This window comes from Arthrobacter sp. Y3223166, from assembly GCF_059090935.1.
In genome coordinates, this window is the sequence record NZ_JBNHGE010000056.1 from 1 (window position 1) to 17,045 (window position 17,045).

At 70.7% G+C, this 17,045-nt stretch carries 16 protein-coding genes and 1 pseudogene; 2 read left to right on the forward strand and 15 right to left on the reverse strand.

The window, feature by feature from the left end; translation table 11 throughout:
* The 7 genes and pseudogenes from AC5RUH_RS15565 to clpS form a co-directional block, all read right to left on the reverse strand.
* Positions 1-224: pseudogene (locus AC5RUH_RS15565) on the reverse strand (HNH endonuclease); the annotation flags it as partial.
* Between the two features lie 630 nt (positions 225-854).
* Complete coding sequence (gene rdgB, locus AC5RUH_RS15570) at positions 855-1,466, reverse strand: RdgB/HAM1 family non-canonical purine NTP pyrophosphatase (RefSeq protein WP_494073882.1); 612 nt, start codon at positions 1,464-1,466, stop codon at positions 855-857.
* Between the two features lie 52 nt (positions 1,467-1,518).
* Positions 1,519-2,307 (reverse strand): ribonuclease PH, encoded by a 789-nt coding sequence (rph, locus tag AC5RUH_RS15575; protein ID WP_493979743.1) that lies wholly within the window; start codon positions 2,305-2,307, stop codon positions 1,519-1,521.
* A gap of 169 nt (positions 2,308-2,476) precedes the next feature.
* On the reverse strand, positions 2,477-3,271 hold the full coding sequence (locus AC5RUH_RS15580; protein WP_494000101.1) for an MBL fold metallo-hydrolase: 795 nt from the start codon (positions 3,269-3,271) through the stop codon (positions 2,477-2,479).
* Entirely contained in the window at positions 3,268-4,224 is a 957-nt protein-coding gene (gene murI, locus AC5RUH_RS15585) for a glutamate racemase (RefSeq protein WP_494001275.1), read from the reverse strand. The genes AC5RUH_RS15580 and murI overlap by 4 nt, the downstream gene beginning before the upstream one ends.
* 264 nt (positions 4,225-4,488) lie before the next feature.
* Positions 4,489-5,064, reverse strand: coding sequence for a DUF2017 domain-containing protein (locus AC5RUH_RS15590; RefSeq protein WP_494025640.1), 576 nt, complete (start codon positions 5,062-5,064; stop codon positions 4,489-4,491).
* Positions 5,065-5,397, reverse strand: coding sequence for an ATP-dependent Clp protease adapter ClpS (gene clpS / locus AC5RUH_RS15595; protein WP_493979739.1), 333 nt, complete (start codon positions 5,395-5,397; stop codon positions 5,065-5,067). It lies immediately after the preceding gene.
* Positions 5,398-5,540: 143 nt separating this feature from the next.
* On the opposite strand from clpS, the gene AC5RUH_RS15600 reads away from it, so the two are divergent.
* Together AC5RUH_RS15600 and AC5RUH_RS15605 are read left to right on the forward strand one after the other, a co-directional pair.
* Positions 5,541-6,872, forward strand: a complete 1,332-nt coding sequence (locus AC5RUH_RS15600) for a nicotinate phosphoribosyltransferase (RefSeq protein WP_494000104.1) — start codon at positions 5,541-5,543, stop codon at positions 6,870-6,872.
* Positions 6,869-7,486, forward strand: a complete 618-nt coding sequence (locus AC5RUH_RS15605; protein WP_494129026.1) for an isochorismatase family protein — start codon at positions 6,869-6,871, stop codon at positions 7,484-7,486. Before AC5RUH_RS15600 ends, AC5RUH_RS15605 begins: the two co-directional genes overlap by 4 nt.
* Positions 7,487-7,501: 15 nt before the next feature.
* On the opposite strand, the gene AC5RUH_RS15610 is transcribed toward AC5RUH_RS15605, so the two are convergent.
* From AC5RUH_RS15610 to AC5RUH_RS15645, 8 genes are all read right to left on the reverse strand, one after another.
* Complete coding sequence (locus AC5RUH_RS15610; RefSeq protein WP_494000106.1) at positions 7,502-9,289, reverse strand: DEAD/DEAH box helicase; 1,788 nt, start codon at positions 9,287-9,289, stop codon at positions 7,502-7,504.
* A complete protein-coding gene (locus AC5RUH_RS15615; RefSeq protein ID WP_494129027.1) occupies positions 9,286-10,716 on the reverse strand; it encodes an MFS transporter in 1,431 nt (476 codons plus the stop codon). The genes AC5RUH_RS15610 and AC5RUH_RS15615 overlap by 4 nt, the downstream gene beginning before the upstream one ends.
* A gap of 87 nt (positions 10,717-10,803) precedes the next feature.
* Positions 10,804-11,112 (reverse strand): DUF3039 domain-containing protein, encoded by a 309-nt coding sequence (locus AC5RUH_RS15620; protein ID WP_493979734.1) that lies wholly within the window; start codon positions 11,110-11,112, stop codon positions 10,804-10,806.
* 91 nt (positions 11,113-11,203) lie between these two features.
* Positions 11,204-12,775 carry a transporter gene (locus tag AC5RUH_RS15625; protein ID WP_494129028.1) on the reverse strand — a complete coding sequence of 524 codons (1,572 nt, stop codon included), beginning with the start codon at positions 12,773-12,775 and terminating at the stop codon, positions 11,204-11,206.
* Positions 12,757-13,695: an ABC transporter ATP-binding protein gene (locus tag AC5RUH_RS15630; RefSeq protein WP_494129029.1), complete on the reverse strand. Its 939-nt coding sequence runs from the start codon at positions 13,693-13,695 to the stop codon at positions 12,757-12,759. Before AC5RUH_RS15630 ends, AC5RUH_RS15625 begins: the two co-directional genes overlap by 19 nt.
* Positions 13,696-13,743: 48 nt before the next feature.
* Positions 13,744-14,856: an NADH:flavin oxidoreductase/NADH oxidase gene (locus AC5RUH_RS15635; RefSeq protein ID WP_494129030.1), complete on the reverse strand. Its 1,113-nt coding sequence runs from the start codon at positions 14,854-14,856 to the stop codon at positions 13,744-13,746.
* On the reverse strand, positions 14,857-15,816 hold the full coding sequence (locus AC5RUH_RS15640) for a tetratricopeptide repeat protein (protein WP_494012419.1): 960 nt from the start codon (positions 15,814-15,816) through the stop codon (positions 14,857-14,859).
* Positions 15,817-15,894: 78 nt separating this feature from the next.
* The coding region (locus tag AC5RUH_RS15645; protein ID WP_494129031.1) for a DUF8094 domain-containing protein at positions 15,895-17,045 on the reverse strand (1,151 nt) is incomplete at its 5' end.

Consider the following 17,045-nt stretch of genomic DNA (forward strand, 5'->3'; position numbering starts at 1 on the left):
TTCAGCAGGACCGCGGCACGGTGCGGGGACTCGCGCCGGGCCAACCCGATCTGGGCGGCCACCCCGGCGCCCTGCCGGTCTTTCGGGATCCCGGCGCTGGCACGGCGGGCACGCACCGATTCCTCCAGCGCGACCTGCACCCGGGCCTGCGCGGCCGCGGCGGCAGCCTTCAAACCCTCCAACGCCGTAAGCTCCTCCACCAGTTCCCGCTCCGACGCACCCACGTCGATGCCCTCGAGGGCAACGGCCGCAGCCCGAACAGCGGCAGAATCCAGCGGTACCGAGGCCGGTCCGGGCTCCCGCCTCGAACCGCTGCCTGCAGGTGATACCGGGGCGGCCGGGGTTGTGACAGACGGGGCTGCGGCAGGTGGTCCTGCACCAGGCGATGCTGCGGCGCGTGATCCAGCGGCGGGAGATGCTGGGGCGCCCGGGGCTGCGGCAGGGGTGGCTGCGGCACTAGGCGCTGCGGCAGACGATCTGGGCGCAAGCGCTGCTGCGGCGGGAGGTTCGGGTACGGCCGGATCAAACATCTCAGCGTCTCAATCTTCAGCATGCGTACTGCATGGCCTCGACTACGAACGGTCACGAACCTTGCACGGATCCGCAGACGCCGCCGGCAAACCCACAACCCGGCGGCCAACGATGGTGCTCAACTGCTACTGAAAACAGGCTATCGGCCGCCACTGACAGTTCCGGAGGATGCAGGAATCCTCAGCAGAAAGCGGTCAGGCCGCAGGTGTGGGGGCGCCGCAAGCCGCCGACAGTGGCCCCTCCGCTGCGGCGGGTCCCCGGCTGCGGCGGGTCCCCGGCTGCAGCGGGTCCCCGTCTGCACTGCGGCACGGCCTCTCCGGTTCCTAGCCGAGTGCCGCCACTATGTGAGGCAGCAGCGCGCGGAACGCCTGGCCGCGGTGGCTGATGGCGTTCTTTTCCTCCGGCCGCAGTTCGGCGCAACTGCGGTCCATCCCCGCCGGCTGCAGGATGGGGTCGTAGCCAAATCCGCCGGAGCCGCGCGGTTCGGCCAGCAGGGTGCCCGCCAGACGGCCCTCCTCGACGGCTTCGAGACGCGCCGACACGACGCTTGCTGCGCAGACGAACGCGGCCCCGCGGTGCTCGGGCGCGATGTCGGACAGCTGGTTCAACAGCAGGCGCAGGTTCGCTTCGTCGTCGCCGTGTTTTCCGGCCCAGCGGGCCGAGAAGATGCCGGGCGCCCCGCCGAGTACGTCAACCGCCAGGCCCGAGTCGTCGGCCACCGCCACCAGTCCGGTGGCTTCGGCGACGGCGCGTGCCTTCAACAGGGAGTTCTCCGCGAAGGTGAGACCGGTTTCGGCAACGTCCGGGACCCCTGCCGTGGCAGCGTCGATCACCTGGGTGTCCACGTCCAGCCCCGGTATCTGGCCGCGCAGCAGGTCACGCAATTCACGCAGCTTTCCCTGGTTGCGGGTGGCCAAGACCAGCCGGGGCTTGATTTCCTGCCCGGCGTCCGGCGCTCCGCCGGGCTCGGCGCCTGCGGCCGCGGTGTCAGCCACGGATGACTTCGCCCAGCGTCTCCGCCAGCGTGTCCCGCTGGATCTGGGCCAACTGGGCGGTGCCGGCAAGAGCCAGGTCCAGCAGCGCGTCGAGTTCCGCGCGGTCGAACGGCGCGCCCTCGGCGGTGCCCTGGACTTCCACGAACTGGCCGGATCCGGTGACCACCACGTTCATGTCCGTTTCGGCGCGCACGTCTTCGACGTAGGGCAGGTCCAGCATCGGCACGCCGTCGATAATGCCGACGCTCACGGCCGCGACGGTATCGGTGAGCGGGCGGGCCGAACGGGCGATCAGCTTCTGTTCTTTAGCCCAGTGCAAGGCGTCGGCAAGGGCCACGAAAGCGCCGGTGATGGCCGCCGTGCGCGTGCCGCCGTCGGCCTGGAGCACGTCGCAGTCCAAGACGATGGTGTTCTCCCCCAGCGCCTTGGTGTCGATGACCGAGCGGAGCGAGCGACCGATCAGCCGGGAAATCTCGTGCGTGCGGCCGCCGATCTTGCCTTTGACGGATTCGCGGTCGGAACGGGTGTTGGTGGCACGGGGAAGCATCGCGTATTCAGCCGTCACCCAGCCGCGTCCTTCGCCCTTCAGCCAGCGGGGCACGCCCGCGGTCACCGATGCGGTGCAAAGCACGCGGGTGTTGCCGAACTCGATCAGCGCCGATCCTTCAGCCTGGTTGGACCAGCCGCGAGTGATGCTGATCGGACGCAACTGCTCGGGCGTCCGGCCGTCGGCGCGGGCGGCGGCAGCGGGCATGGCGGAACCTGGATCAACATCAATCATGAGTCCACCCTATCGGCTCGCAGCGGCCGCGGTCGCTCGGGGGCCGGAGCTCGCAGCCGCCGCAGCCCGGAAGACGTAGCCGCCACCGGGCCGTGGCCGCCTAGACGCCGGCGCCCGACTCCGTCCAAGAGCCGCCCGGAAGGCGTCGCCGCCACCGCTCCGCTGCCGCTTAAACGACGTAGCTGACGCCGGCTACCGCGACCGCGAGATCGCCGACGTAGGTTTCGCGGGCCTCCTCGACGGTACGCACGGAGTCGTTCCAGACGGGCAGGTGGGTCAGCAGCAGCCGCCGGACCTGCGCCTCGGTGGCAGCGGCACCAGCCCGCTTTCCGGTGAGGTGCACGCCGTCGACGGCGTCGTCGCGTCCCTCGTGGAAGGCCGCCTCGCACAGGAACATGTCCGCGCCGAACGCCGCTTCGACCAGTGCGGGACAGCTGTCGGTGTCACCGGAGTAGGCCAGCACCCGCGTGACCGGCCCCTCGGACGTGGGCTCCGTAGCCTCGACCCGGATCGCGTAGGCCTCATCGACGGGGTGGCGCACCGGATACGGCGTGATGGTGAACGGGCCCAGCTTCACCGGTTCCCGTTCCGCCCAAACGTGGAAGTCGAACTCCTCTTTCATGCCCGGATCCAATTCCAGCCCGTAGGCGGTGGCCATGCGGTCCGCCGTGGCGGCCGGCCCCCACACGGGGATGCGGCCCTTGGTCCAGCCGTCGGGATTCCAGCGCACCGCCACATGCAGGCCGCACAGGTCCATGCAATGGTCCGGGTGCAGGTGGCTCAGGAAGACGGCGTCGATATCCTCCAACGCCATGTAGCGCTGGGCGGTGCCCAGGGCGCCGTTGCCCAGGTCGAGCAGGATGCGCCAGGTCCGCTCGCCGTCGTGGGCGCTGACCAAATAGCACGACGCCGGTGACTGCGGTCCGGGAAACGAGCCGCTGCAGCCGATGATGGTCAGGTTCATGCCCGCTCCCCCGGGTTGTACTGCCCCGATGCACCGGCGAACGGCGAAACCTTCGGGCCCGCCTGCGCCCCGGCGCGCGCGGCGGCAACCATCTCCGGGGTGATCCTGGCCATGCTCCCGGTGGGATACTGCGCCGCCACGTGCTCCACATGCTCCACGGCGATCACTTCCGGCCCCAGGAACCGGCGCGCCAGCACCTCGAAGGATGCTGCGTCGCCCGTGGCAATGAAGTGGTGCCGGCCCGGCGTCCCTTCCGGACGCAGCAGATCGTGGGACACCAAAGACCGGTAAACGTCCTTGGCGGTCTCTTCCGCGCTGGAAACCAGCGTCACGCCGTCGCCCATGACGTAGGAGATCACGCCGGTCAGCAGCGGATAGTGCGTGCAGCCGAGCACCAGCGTGTCCACGTCGGCACGTTTGAGCGGCTCCAGGTACTCCTCGGCGGTGGACAGCAGCTCCTGGCCGGCCGTCACGCCGGCCTCCACGTATTCCACGAACCGGGGGCAGGCCACGGAGGTGACGTCGAGGTGCGGCGCGGCGGCGAAGGTGTCCTCGTAGGCGCGGGAACCGACGGTGGCCGAGGTGCCGATCACGCCGATCCTGCCGCTCCGCGTGGAGGCGACCGCGCGGCGGACGGCTGGCTGGATCACCTCGATCACCGGGATGCCGTAGCGGGCCGTGTAGCGCTCCCGGGCGTCGCGCAGGACGGCGGCGGAGGCGGAGTTGCAGGCGATCACGAGGAGCTTCACGCCGGCGTCCACGAGTTCATCCATCACGCCCAGCGCGTTCGCGCGCACCTCGGCGATCGGCAGCGGCCCGTAGGGACCGTTTGCGGTGTCGCCAACATACAAGATGGATTCGTTGGGCAGCTGGTCTATCACTGCGCGGGCCACGGTCAGCCCGCCCACCCCGGAATCAAAGATGCCGATCGGAGCTGCAGGTTGGATCAACATCTTCAGTTTCACTGCCTTTCCGGGCTCATGTTCACTAGAGGATAAGACGTTGGCGGCCGGTTGAGCGAACTTCTGCGCGGCTTCTGTAAGCCATCTCACAGTGTTTCCCCACCGACGCCGCCTCCCGACCGGGGCGCCGCCTGGGCGCGGACCCGGAAAGGTTGCGGCCCATCTCCGGCGGCCGTGGCCGGGCCGCCGCAGGGCGTGGCCCCGCGATTTCGGGGCCACGGGTTCACGTGTCTAGGGGCGCGCGGGGGGCGCGGCTCAGCGGTGCCGGCCCGACGGGTGGTCCAGCCCGTCCAGCAACGCCTGCATCAGGGTCTCCTGAAGCCACGTCATGAAGTTGTAGACCAGCGCCAGATAGGTCTCGAGGTCCTCGGCCTGGGACCAGTCGTCGATCTCATGCAGGGCCTGGGCGTCCTCGTCGGTGCGCAGCTCCAGCCGCTCGGCCAGCACCAGACGGACGTCGTTCACGGCCCGGGCGAACAGCCGGGCCTGCTCGTCGGTCAGGTGCAGCGGCGTCTGTTCGAGCAGCAGCGCGCTGGCGCGCAGCGCCCCGAGCTTGTCCTCCCGCAGCGAGCGTTCGGTGAGCTTGCGGAACTCCAGGGCCTCGCCGTCGTCGTGCTCCACAGCATCCGGCAGCAACCGGAGCAGCGCGGGGTCCCGGGGCTTGGCGGCATCCATGTCCAGGCCGACGATCGCCGCGAGCGGATCCTCGTCCTGCCGATCGACTTCCAGCATGGCGACGACGTCCGCGAACAGCTTCCGGATCAGGTCCCGCTCGGCGGGTTCCAGGAACCCGGTGATTCCCTTGCGCGTGTGCTTGAATGCCTTGGCCATCTACGCCTGGTCCGCCTTCTGGTACGTGGCCCACAGGCCGAACGAATGCATCGCCACGGTGTCCCGCTCGGCCTGCTCGCGGCTGCCCGTGGCCACCACCGACTTCCCCTGCTGGTGCACCTCGAGCATCAGCTTGCGGGCCTTGGTTTCCGAATAGCCGAAGTAGCTTTGGAAGACATAGCTGACGTAGCTCATCAGGTTGACCGGATCGTTCCACACGATCACCACCCACGGGGTGTCCTTGGCCGTAAGTTCGGCGGATTCCGCGCGGCGGGACGTCTCGATATCCGAGTCCAGCACGGTTGTGCAGGAGGGAAGGATGCTCACGGTCATGGCTTCCATTGTAGGCAGGGCGCGCCCTTCCGGCCCGACGGCGGCACGGAACTCCGCGGACGGCGACGGCGGCACGGAACTGCCCGGAGGGCGACGGCGGCACGGAACTGCCCGGAGGGCGAAACAGGATTAGAGTCGGGGATGTGAACATCGCAGCCGGCTGGGCGCACCCCAGCACCTCCCTGTACACCGACCATTACGAGCTGACCATGCTCCAGGCCGCCCTGCACTCCGGCGCGGCGCACCGGCGTTCGGTCTTCGAGGCGTTCGCCCGCCGGCTGCCGGAAGGCCGCCGGTACGGCGTGGTGGCCGGAACCGGCCGGATCCTGGAAGGCCTGGAACACTTCACGTTCTCCGAGCACCAGCTGGACTTCCTGGCCCGCACCGGCGTGGTCGACGCGCGCACCATCGACTGGCTGGCCGATTTCCGTTTCTCCGGCGACATCTACGGCTATGCCGAGGGCGAGGCCTACTTCCCGTATTCGCCGATCCTGGTGGTGGAGTCGAGCTTCGCCGAGGCCTGCGTGCTGGAGACCTTCATCCTGTCCGTGCTGAACCACGACAGCGCCATCGCCTCGGCCGCCTCGCGGATGACCGGGGCCGCCGGCAGCCGGCCATGCATCGAGATGGGGTCCCGCCGCACGCACGAGGAGTCGGCGGTGGCTGCCGCCCGGGCCGCGGTGATCGGCGGCTTCTCCAGCACCTCCAACCTGGAAGCCGGCTACCGGTACGGCGTCAAGACGGTGGGCACCGCCGCCCATTCCTTCACCCTGCTGCACGACACCGAGCAGCAGGCCTTCGAGGCGCAGCTGGCCTCGCTGGGCGTGGGTACCACCCTGCTGGCGGACACGTACGACGTCGAAACCGCCGTCCGGACGGCCGTGGACCTGGCGGGTCCGGAGCTGGGCGGCGTGCGGCTGGATTCAGGCGACCTGATCGCCCAGGCCCAGTGGGTGCGCCAGCTGCTGGACGACCTGGGCAACCACCACACCCGCATCACCGTCACCTCGGACCTGGACGAATACGCGATCGCGGCCCTCGCCTCGGCTCCGGTGGATTCCTACGGCGTCGGCACCGCGCTGGTCACCGGATCCGGCGCCCCGACCGCGAGCATGGTCTACAAACTGGTCAGCCGCGAGGGCAGCAACGGCGAGCAGGTGTCGGTGGCGAAGGCGTCGAAGAACAAGATTTCCGTCGGCGGACGCAAATACGCGCTGCGCCGGCTGGACGAGCACGGGTCGGCCACGGCCGAGGTGGTCGGCATCGGCCACCCGCCCTTCGACGACGGCAACGACCGCCCGCTGCTGCAGCAGTTCGTCACGAACGGCAAGCTGGCGGACGGCTGGACCGGCGCCGAGGGCGTCCGCCGCGCCGCCGAACGCCACACCGCTTCCATGGCCGAGCTGCCCGGCGCCGTGAACCGGCTGCAGCGCGGCGAGGCCGCCATTCCCACCGAATTCGAGGAGCAGCCATGACACGCGCACTGATCATCGTCGACGTCCAGAACGACTTCTGCGAGGGAGGCGCCCTGGCCGTCGACGGCGGAGCGAAAACTGCCGCCGACATCAGCGAACATTTGGAGACCCGGCCGGACGAATACGACGTCGTGGTCGCGACCCAGGACTGGCACGTGGATCCGGGCAGCCACTTCTCCGACGAGCCGGACTTCGTGGACAGCTGGCCGCGGCACTGCGTCGCCGGTACCCGCGGGGCGGACCTGCATCCCGACCTGGACACCGACCGGATCGACGCCTACTTCCGCAAGGGCCAGTACGACGCCGGCTACTCCGGCTTCGACGGACTGCTGGCACCGGCGGACGAGGTGGCCACCGGGGAGCGCGAGGGCGACGAGGAGGAAGAGCTGGTCGAGATGCCCAGCCTGGACGACTGGCTGCAGGAGCACGGGGTGGACGAGGTGGTGGTGGCCGGGCTGGCGACCGACTACTGCGTCCGCCAGACCGCCCTCGACGCCGCCCAGGCCGGCTACGCCACCGCCGTGAACCTGGCGCTGTCGTCGGGAATCAACGCCGGGCGCGTCGAGAAGACGTTGGCCGAATTCAGCGACTACGGCATCGACGTCATCGAGTAGCCGGCCGGCCGCCGGCTACTTCCGGCCAATGAACCAGTCCTGGAGCTTCTTCAGGCGCCGGTTCAGCTGCTCCTCGTTGGCCTGGGCCACCGGCGGGCCGCCGCAGACCCGGCGCAGCTCGGAGTGGACCACGCCGTGCGGCATGCCGGAGCGCGCCGACCAGGCGGACACGTTCTTGGCCAGCTGGTTGCGGAGTTCGGTCAGCTGCCGGTGGTCAACCACGGCCGGGGCCGGCTCGGGATCCGCGGCCCCGCCCGAACGCTTGCGTTTGCGCGACTGCTGTTCCTGCTGGCGCTGGCGCAGCAGCATGCCCACCTGCTCCGCGTCCAGCAGCCCCGGAATGCCCAGGAAGTCCAGTTCCTCTTCGCTGCCGAGCTCTCCCCCGGTGCCGAACTCGGCGCCGTCGAACAGCACGCGGTCGAAGGACGCCTGGGAGTCCAGCGCTTCGAACTTCTGCTTGGTCAGCGCATCCGAGGCCGACTCTTCCCGGTTGGCCTGCTCCATCAGGGCCTCTTCGGGTATGAAGCCCTCGTCGTTGTCCTTGTCCGGCCGGTCCAGCGCGTGGTCGCGCTCCAGCTCCATCTGGTTGGCCAATTCCATCAGGTTCGGCACCGACGGAAGGAACACCGACGCCGTTTCGCCGCGCTTCCGGGCGCGCACGAAGCGGCCCACCGCCTGCGCGAAGAACAGCGGGGTGGCCGTCGAGGTGGCGTAGACCCCGACCGAGAGGCGGGGCACGTCCACGCCTTCGGAGACCATGCGGACGGCGACCATCCAGCGGCTGTCGCCGGCGGAAAAGGCCTCGATCTTTTCGGAGGCACCGGCGTCGTCGGAGAGGATAACGGTGGCGGATTCCCCGGTGATCTTCTTCAGCTGGCCGGCGTAGGCCCGCGCGTCCTCGTGGTCGGTGGCGATCACCAGCCCGCCGGCGTCGGGCACCGCCCGGCGGACCTCGGTCAGCCGCTTGTCGGCGGCCGCAAGCACCGACGGGATCCATTGCCCCTGCGGGTTCAGCGCCGTGCGCCAGGCCTGCGCGGTGATGTCCTTGGTGACCGCGGCCTCGCCGAGCGACGCGGCGTACTCGTCCCCGGAACTGGTGCGCCAGCGCATCTGCCCGGAGTACGCCATGAACATGACCGGGCGCACCACGTGGTCGCGGAGGGCGCTGCCGTAGCCGTAGGTGTAGTCCGCCCGCGAGCGGCGGATGCCGTCCTTGTCCTCGGCATACTCCACGAACGGGATCGCCGCCGTATCCGAGCGGAACGGGGTGCCGGTCAGCGCCAGGCGCCGGGCGGCGGGTTCGAACGCCTCGCGGATGCCGTCGCCCCAGCTGAGGGCGTCGCCGCCGTGGTGGATCTCGTCGAGGATCACCAGCGTCTTGGCGGCCTCGGTCTTGGCCCGGTGCAACAGCGGCTTCATGGCCACCTGCGCGTAGGTAACGGCGACGCCGATGAAATCGCGGCCGTGCGAACCGTCCGAGTTCTTGAAGTTCGGATCGATCGCCAGCCCCACGCGCGCCGCGGCGTCCGCCCACTGGCGCTTGAGGTGGTCGGTGGGGGCGACGACGGTGATCCGGTTGACGATCCCCCGGTCCACCAGTTCGGTGGCCACGCGCAGCGCGAAGGTCGTCTTGCCCGCGCCGGGGGTAGCCACGGCCAGGAAATCCTGCGGGGCCATCTCGAAGTACTTCTGCAGGGCCTCGGCCTGCCATTGGCGCAGTTTGGGGGCGGTGCCCCAGGCGGCCCGTTCCGGGTAAGCCGGCGGCAGCACCGGTCCGGCGCCGAATAGTGTGTCGTTGCTCATGTGCCGGCCTCCTCCCGTTGTTCCTGTCCGTTTCCAATCCGTTCCCCGCTGCGCCAGCCGGTGGCGATCCCGCCCGCCGCCACCACGGCCAGCACCAGCCAAATGACCACGTAGACGCCCACCGAGCCCGGGTTGTCCGGATCCCGCAGCAGCGCGAACAATCCGCCCGCCCCGGCGGTACCCACCACGCCGCCCAGCTGGTCGGCCAGCTGCAGCGACGCGGAGTTCCGTCCGCGCTCCTGGGGGGCGGACAGCTTCAGCACCATCACGGACGTGGTGGACAAGGCCATGCCCATCGAGAACCCGGCCAGCGCCCAGACGACGATGAGCGCCGCGAGCGGCACCGACGGCGCGGACACCAGCGCCATCAGCCCCATGCAGGCGGCCAGGATGCCGGATCCGATCACCAGCATCCGGTGCCGGGCGGTCTCGACGCGTGCCTGCAGCCAGGAGCCGATGCTCCAGCCAACCGCGCCGGCCGTCAGGGCCAGGCCCGCGGTGGCCGGCGAGATGCCGTGCGCCGCCACCAGCATCAACGGGATGAACGCCTCGGCGCCGAAGAACGCCAGGTTGATCAGTCCGCGGGTGGCGATCACGCTGGGCAGCCCGCGGCGCAGCCGCAAGGTGCCCGGCGGCATCAGCTTGGGCAGCGCCGCCAGCGCCAGCACCACGCCGCCGGCCGCCAGCGCGTACATCAGCACCAGCTTCCCGGCGGACCCGCCGGCGACCGCCTCGAACAGGGCCCACTGGGCCAGGAACACACCGCCGGCCAGCAGCAGGCCCCGCATCGCCTGCAGGCGCCCGCCGCGCTTGTCCGTGGTCGGGTTCTCCGGGGCTCCCACGCTGCCGGTCTGCGGCCAGATGACCAGCACGGCCAGCAGGAAGATCGGCGCCACGCCGTAGAACACCAGGCGCCAGGAAAGGTACTGGGCGACGACGCCGGCGGCCAGCGGCCCCACCAGCGACGGCACCACCCAGGCCGCCGCCAGCCAGCCAAAGACCACCGGCTGCAGCCGCTGCGGATAGACCTGTCCGATGATCACGTAGACGGCCACGATTGCGAACCCGCCGCCCAGCCCGGCCACGGCGCGGCCCGCGGTGAAGATCCAGAACTCCCCGGCCACCCCGGACAGGACCAGCCCGGCGACCATCAGCACCAGCCCCGCGGCGAGGGCCGGGCGCGGGCCCTTCGCGTCGCACCAGACTCCGGCCACCACGCTGGCCAGCAGCGAAGCGGTCAGGAACATGGAGAACGCCAGCCCGTAGGCGGACTTGCCCTCCAGGTCGGCCGCCACCACCGGCATCGCCGTCGCCACCGCCACGGCCTCGAACGCCGCCAGCGTGATCACCGTCAGCAGGCCGATGGTCAGCGGCCGGTAGGCAGCAGACATGGCGCCGGGCGCGCGGATGGCGGTGGATTCGGGCATCAAAAAACCAGGGCTGACTTTCTTGGCAGGCAGGGGGAAGCGCGGCGGGCACCGGACGCGCCCGCGCTCGTGGGGTGGGGAAGGTTACTACTTCTTCTTGCCGGAATCGTCGCCGCCGGGGCGCAGGCCCTCGTAGATGGCCTTGCAGTCCGGGCATACCGGGAACTTGTTCGGGTCGCGGCCGGGCACCCACACCTTGCCGCACAGGGCGATCACCGGTTCGCCGGACAGCGCCGACTCCATGATCTTTTCCTTGCGGACGTAGTGCGCAAAGCGTTCGCGGTCGCCGGGCTCAAGCTCTTCGCGGAGTTCTTCACGCTCGATCGTCGCGGTGGACCCGCCCGGGGTCTGCGGCGCGCGGGGGTCGTTTTCGAAAGGATCCGGAGGAAGACTCATGCCACCCATCTTAACCCCTGAAACAGGAACGACGACGGCGGAGCCCGGCTCCCCCGTCGTCGTCGCCCGCCGCCGCAGCTGTGCCGGCGCGCTATTTGTTTTTGGCCACGGCCTGGAGGAGTTCCGGCGTCCGGCGGTCATACCAGCGGCCGCCCAGCTCGATGCCGACCACCAGCAGGACCGCGCCGAGCACGAGGCCGACCGCCAGCGCCAGCCAGCCCCACAACGCGTCGCCGGTGAAGACACCGATCAGCGCCAGCACCAGTTCCGGCAGCGAGAGCAGCACCAGCACGCCGAGCCCGCCCAGCTGGACCAGCATCATCCGGGCGGTCGAGCCGGGCGGGGTCTTGAACGGGCTCTCCCCCGGCAGCGGCACGTTGTAGGTGTAACGGGCCGAGACCACGCTGGACAGGCCCAGGCCGGTCAGCAGCACGCCGAGGGCCACCCCGGCAACGGGCGGCAGCAGGTGCCACCCGCCGATGAACACGAACGGCAGCACGGTCAGCACGACGGTCGCCGGCAGCGCGATCACCGCGCAGGCCGCGGCCCGGCCGATCCGGTCGGCGCGTCCGCTCACGCCGGTGGTGACGTGCAGCGCGAACGCCGTGTTGTCGTAGGCGATGTCCGCGGAGATGCCGAAGGACAGCAGGAAGGCGATCATCGGGCCCAGCCACAGCATGAAGGTGAAGTCGCCGGTCTGCGAGAGTCCGAAGAAGACCGCCACCGGAATGAGCGGAATGGAGACCAGCGACGCCCCGTAGCGGGGATCCTTGAACCAGTAGATGAGCGCACGCGCCGCCACGGCTCCGGCAGGGGTTCCGGGCATCCGGGAGAACCAGCCCAGCCTGCCGCCGGCCTTCCGGGACACGGCGTTGTACGGCGGCGTGACCAGCGCACGGGCCAGGCTGAGCTTCCAGAGCCAGGCCAGCACGGCCAGGAAGGCCACCGCGATGAGCAGCCGGGCGCCGGCCGGGCCCCAGTGGCCCAGGGCCAGGTCGCCGGGGACGGCCCAGACCGCTCCCAGCGGCGACCAGGCCAGGCCCTCGGCCAGGGCCGGCAGGAAGTCCTGCGAGCTGCGGAACCCCTCCACGATGCCGACCATGATCGGTCCCAGCAGCACCAGCGGGATGATGCCGATGACGCCGCTGAGGTCCTTGAACCGGCGCGAGCTGGCCAGCGTCGTGAACGCCGACGTCGTCACGCGGGAGAGCACCACGCACGTCAGCGTTGCGATCAGGGCGCACAGGACGGCGGCCACGAGCGCGGCCGGGTGCTGCCACCAGGCGGCCGCGTGCCCGAGCGCGGCGACCAGCGTCACCACGCCCGGGATGCCGACCAGGCCGCCGATGGCGAGCCCGAGCAGCAGCTGGCGCATGGGCACGGCGTAGGTCACGAACCGGGCCGGGTCCAGCGTCATGTCCACGCCGGTGGCCATCATGGGGATCAGCGCCCAGCCCAGGAAGGCCGCGGAGCCGCCTAGCACCACCACCATGCGGGCCATGTCCGGCTCGGTGTAGCTGAGGAAGAACAGTCCGGAAATCAGCAGGGCCAGCATGCCGATCGCGTACAGGCCCCCGAGGATCACCCCCACCAGCTGCCACGGGCTGCGTTTGAAGCCGTTGCGCAGCAGCGCCAGCTTCAGCCTTACGAGGTGCGCAACCACTCGAGCCCCTCCGCCTGGGTCCGTCCGCCGACCAGCTGGACGAAGCGCTCTTCGAGGCTCGCGCCGGCGCGGACCTCGTCCACGGTGCCGGCGGCCAGCACGTTGCCGCCGGCGATCACGGCCACGTGGTCGCACATGCGCTGGACCAGGTCCATGACGTGGCTGGAGACGATCACCGTGCCCCCGGAGTCCACGTAGTCGTGGAGGATGTCGCGGATGTTCGCCGCGGAGACCGGGTCTACCGCCTCGAACGGTTCATCCAGCACCAACAGCTTCGGCGCATGGATCAGTGCGGTGGCCAGGGCGATCTTCTTGGTCATGCCGGCGGAATAGTCCACCACCAGGGTGCCGGCGTCGTTGGTCAGGTCCATGGCCCGCAGCAGGTCCGGGACGCGGGCGGCCACGGTCTCCCGGTCCATGCCCCGCAGCAGCCCGGCGTAGGTGACCAGCTGTTCGCCGGTCAGCCGGTCGAACAGCCGGACGCCGTCGGGCAACACGCCCATCAGGCGCTTGGCCGTCAGCGGCTCGGCCCAGACGTCCACGCCGTGCACCCACACCTGGCCGTAATCCGGCCGCAGCAGCCCGGTGGCCATGGAGAGCGAGGTGGTCTTGCCCGCACCGTTGGGCCCGACCAGCCCGTAGAAGGACCCGGCGGGCACGTCCAGGTTGATGCCGTTGACGGCGATCTTGTCGCCGAAGCGCTTGGCCAGACCGCGCACCGCGAGGGCGGGAACGGGTGCCTGGGCGGGAACGGGGGCCTGGACGGGAACGGGGGCCTGGGCGGGCGCGGCAGCCGGCGCAGCGTCCGAAGGGCCGGGCGCCGGGTACCCCTGCGGGGCGGCGCCGCCCGGCACCGGTACCGCGCTGCTGTTCTGCTCGTCCGGCTGCTGGACCGGAGGGTGTGATGGGTGCGAAGTCATGTGTCCACGCTAACAACCGGGGGTTCACCGGGACGTCATCCGCAAGGACTAATATTTCTCCGCCACCGCGGCACGCTCGTATTGCGGCGCCCACGCCAGTTCGTGGCCCAGTTCGACGGCGGCGCGCTGCCACCAGTGCGGGTCCCGCAGCGCCGCCCGGGCGAGCAGTACCGCGTCCGCCGAGCCTTCCCTGATGATCGAGTCGGCCTGCGCGGCCGTGGTGATGAGTCCGACGGCACCGGTCGGGATGCCGGCCTGGCGCCGGATGGCGGCCGCGAAGGGCACCTGGTATCCCGGCCGCAGCGGGATCTTCGCCCCGTGCACCGCGCCGCCGCTCGAGACGTCCACCAGGTCCACGCCGCGGGCGGCGGCCTGTTCCACCACGTCGGCCACGGCCTCCGGTTCCAGCCCGCCGTCCGACCAGTCGGAGGCGGAGACGCGGAGCAGCAGCGGCATGGCGTCCGGGATGACGCCGCGGACCGCCTCCACCACCTCCAGCAGCAGCCGGGCACGCCCGGCCGCGGTACCGCCCCAGCCGTCGGTGCGGGTATTGACCAGCGGCGAGAGGAACTGGTGCAGCAGGTAGCCGTGGGCGCCGTGGATCTCCACGGTGTCGAAGCCGGCCCAGACGGCACGTGCCGCCGCGTCGCGGAAGTCCGCGATGACCCGCCGGATGCCGGCCTCGTCCAGGGCGTCCGGCGCCGCGTAGCGGCCAAAGGCGGCAGCCGTCGGGCCTACGGTCCGCCAGCCCCCCTCGGCGGGCGGCACCGAGCCGGACTTCGGGGCGAAGGGCGCGTAGGTCGACGCCTTGCGCCCGGCATGGGCCAACTGGATCCCGATTTTGGTGTCCGCCGAGCCATAGCGGTGCACGAACTCCGTGATCCTGCCCCACGCCTGGGCCTGGTCGTCGGTCCAGATGCCGGTGTCCTCGGGACTGATCCGGCCGGCCGCGTCAACCGCTGTCGCCTCGGTGAGGATCAGCGCAGCCCCTCCGGCGGCGAACTGGCCCAGATGCATCAGGTGCCAGTCGTTCGGCGTCCCGGGCGCGTCCTCCCGCCGCACCGAGTACTGGCACATCGGCGCCACCCAGCCGCGGTGCAGGAGCTGCAGACCGCGCAGTTTCAGCGGCTCGAACAGGCCGCCGGCTACAGCCTGCGCCATTTAGAAGAGCGCCCTGGCCAGAGCCTGGCGTGCCTTGGACACCCGCGGGTCGGTGCTGCCCACCACGTCGAACAGTTCCACGAGGCGGGCCCGGGCGGCCTCCCGTTCATCCCCGGCGTGGCGGCTGATGAAACCCACCAAGCGGGCGAAGGCGTCCTCGACATGGCCGCCCGAGACGTCCAGGTCGGCAACGGCCAGCTGGGCCTGCAGGTCGTCGGGCCGGTCGGCCGCAGCGGCCCGCAGCCCGGCCGCATCGGCCCCCTGCAGCCGCTGCAGCAGCTGGACCTGGTACAGGCCGGTGCGCGCCTCGTCGTCCGCCGGCTGCTCGGCCAGCGCCTTCCGGTATGCCGCGGCGGCGCGATCAAAGTCCCCGGCCTCGATGGCCTCGAACGCTTCCTGGTGCAGCGGCGGCAGCGGCTTCTCTTCCTCGGCCGGGGCATCGCCCGCTCCGGGCGCGGTGCCGGTGACGCCGTTGGCCTGTGCCACCTTGAGCAGCTCGTTGACGAACTGCCGCAGCTCGTCGGCCGTCGCCGCCCCTTGGAACAGCGGGATCGGCTGCCCCTTCAGGAGCGCCACGGCGGCCGGCACGCTCTGCAGCTGGAAGGCCTGGGCGATGCCGGGACTGGCATCGACGTCGACCCGGGCGAGCACAAAGCGGCCGGCGAACTCGTTCGCCACCTCCGCCATGGCGGAGGCCAGCTGCTGCGCCAGGTCGCTCCATGACGCGGTCAGTTCCACGATCACGGGGACCTGTGCGGACAGCTGGACGAGCGGCTGGAAGCTCTGCTCGTTGACCTCGACGATGTAGCCCGGAGCTTCGCCTTCACCCGCTGCCGGCGCGCCGGCGGCCGGAGTGCCTCCCGCCGGCGGCTGCGGCTTTTTCAGCGCGGACAGGTCGACGGCGCCGCGGAGGCTGACGGAAGACGGCGCGGGGCCCTGTCCTGGAGTTGGAGTGGTCATGACATCACACTAATACGTCTCGGTCGGCGCCCGGAATTTTGCCCGACCGGGCCGGCGTCGCGGCCCGGCCGGCCGGGGCTACTTCAGTTCGGCGTCCACCAGGCCCTGGGCGACGCCCACCAGGGTGAGCCGGTCGTCGGAACCGGCCGGCGGCACGTACAGGAAGACTGACTCGCCGTAGGTCACGTCCACGCCTTCGGTGGTGGAGTCATCCCCTGCCAGCGCCGCGAACTCGGGCGAGAGTTCCACGGTGGCGCCGGCCTCGGCCGGCACGCTGCTCATCACCGACTCCATGTGGCCGAACACCACAGCGCCGCCGTCTGCGGTGCGGAGCGCCCGCAGCGAGCCGTCGTCGACGCTGCGGCTGAAGGAGATGTCGGCGTTCTTGTTGGATTTCACCTGGTCTTTTTGGAACGCCTGGATCTGCTCGGAGAAGGTGTTCTTACCGATCGCGTCCTTGTGCTTGCCGTCGTCGAGGTTCTCCGCGACCATTTTCACCGCCGCCTGCGGCGCGTACAGCAGGCCTTCCCCGGCGTCCGGCGCCACGGCCGGCGTCCCGCCGCTCTCGGTGGAGACCTGCGGGAACGTGGTGCCCGGCAGCATCTGGAGCGCGCCCACCATCCGGTAGTTCGAGCGCGGATCCTGCTGCACCAGCACGATCACCTGCGGCACCGGATTGTCCTCGCCCTCCGTGACCGTCACGACCGTCCGCGGCCAGTCGGCACTCGTGCTGACCATCGAGGTCAGGATCGGCCCGGCAGCCACCGGGACGGGAGCCGCAGCCTCGCCGTTTTCGGCCCGAACCTTGTAGTTGGCCTCGCGGACGGTCAGGGCGGCACCGGCGACCCGCGGCTTCAGCTTGCCGGAATCCCGCGCCGAGTCTGCGTCGGAGACCGCCTTCGCCACCGAGTCCATGATCCGGGTCAGTTGGCCCTCCAGCACCACCGGGTGGCCGGCGGCTTCCCCTGCACCCTGGGACGGGGCGGCCGGAGAGGCGGCGTGGGCGGGAAGCACGGCGCCGGAGGCCAGCACCACGGCCGCTCCCGCAGCGGCGGCGGCGCGCAGGCCCAGCTTCGGGCGTTCCATCAGGGAACGGCGGCCCGGTGACCGCTCGCCCTGTTCGGGCTTTTCCAGGCCCGCGTCTCCGGGCACGGCCTGGCCGGGACGGCCGGCCGGAACACTGCCGCCCCGCTGAGCCAGCGGTGCCGTTTCCGGGCCGCCTGCGTTCG

Bases quoted from the DNA above. Each gene is read 5' to 3' on its own strand.
- rph (WP_493979743.1), bottom strand. From the start codon at position 2,307: ATGATTGATGTTGATCCAGGTTCCGCCATGCCCGCTGCCGCCGCCCGC.
- AC5RUH_RS15580 (WP_494000101.1), bottom strand. From the start codon at position 3,271: ATGAACCTGACCATCATCGGCTGCAGCGGCTCGTTTCCCGGACCGCAG.
- murI (WP_494001275.1), bottom strand. From the start codon at position 4,224: ATGTTGATCCAACCTGCAGCTCCGATCGGCATCTTTGATTCCGGGGTG.
- AC5RUH_RS15590 (WP_494025640.1), bottom strand. From the start codon at position 5,064: ATGGCCAAGGCATTCAAGCACACGCGCAAGGGAATCACCGGGTTCCTG.
- clpS (WP_493979739.1), bottom strand. From the start codon at position 5,397: ATGACCGTGAGCATCCTTCCCTCCTGCACAACCGTGCTGGACTCGGAT.
- AC5RUH_RS15605 (WP_494129026.1), top strand. From the start codon at position 6,869: ATGACACGCGCACTGATCATCGTCGACGTCCAGAACGACTTCTGCGAG.
- AC5RUH_RS15610 (WP_494000106.1), bottom strand. From the start codon at position 9,289: ATGAGCAACGACACACTATTCGGCGCCGGACCGGTGCTGCCGCCGGCT.
- AC5RUH_RS15615 (WP_494129027.1), bottom strand. From the start codon at position 10,716: ATGCCCGAATCCACCGCCATCCGCGCGCCCGGCGCCATGTCTGCTGCC.
- AC5RUH_RS15620 (WP_493979734.1), bottom strand. From the start codon at position 11,112: ATGAGTCTTCCTCCGGATCCTTTCGAAAACGACCCCCGCGCGCCGCAG.
- AC5RUH_RS15630 (WP_494129029.1), bottom strand. From the start codon at position 13,695: ATGACTTCGCACCCATCACACCCTCCGGTCCAGCAGCCGGACGAGCAG.
- AC5RUH_RS15635 (WP_494129030.1), bottom strand. From the start codon at position 14,856: ATGGCGCAGGCTGTAGCCGGCGGCCTGTTCGAGCCGCTGAAACTGCGC.
- AC5RUH_RS15640 (WP_494012419.1), bottom strand. From the start codon at position 15,816: ATGACCACTCCAACTCCAGGACAGGGCCCCGCGCCGTCTTCCGTCAGC.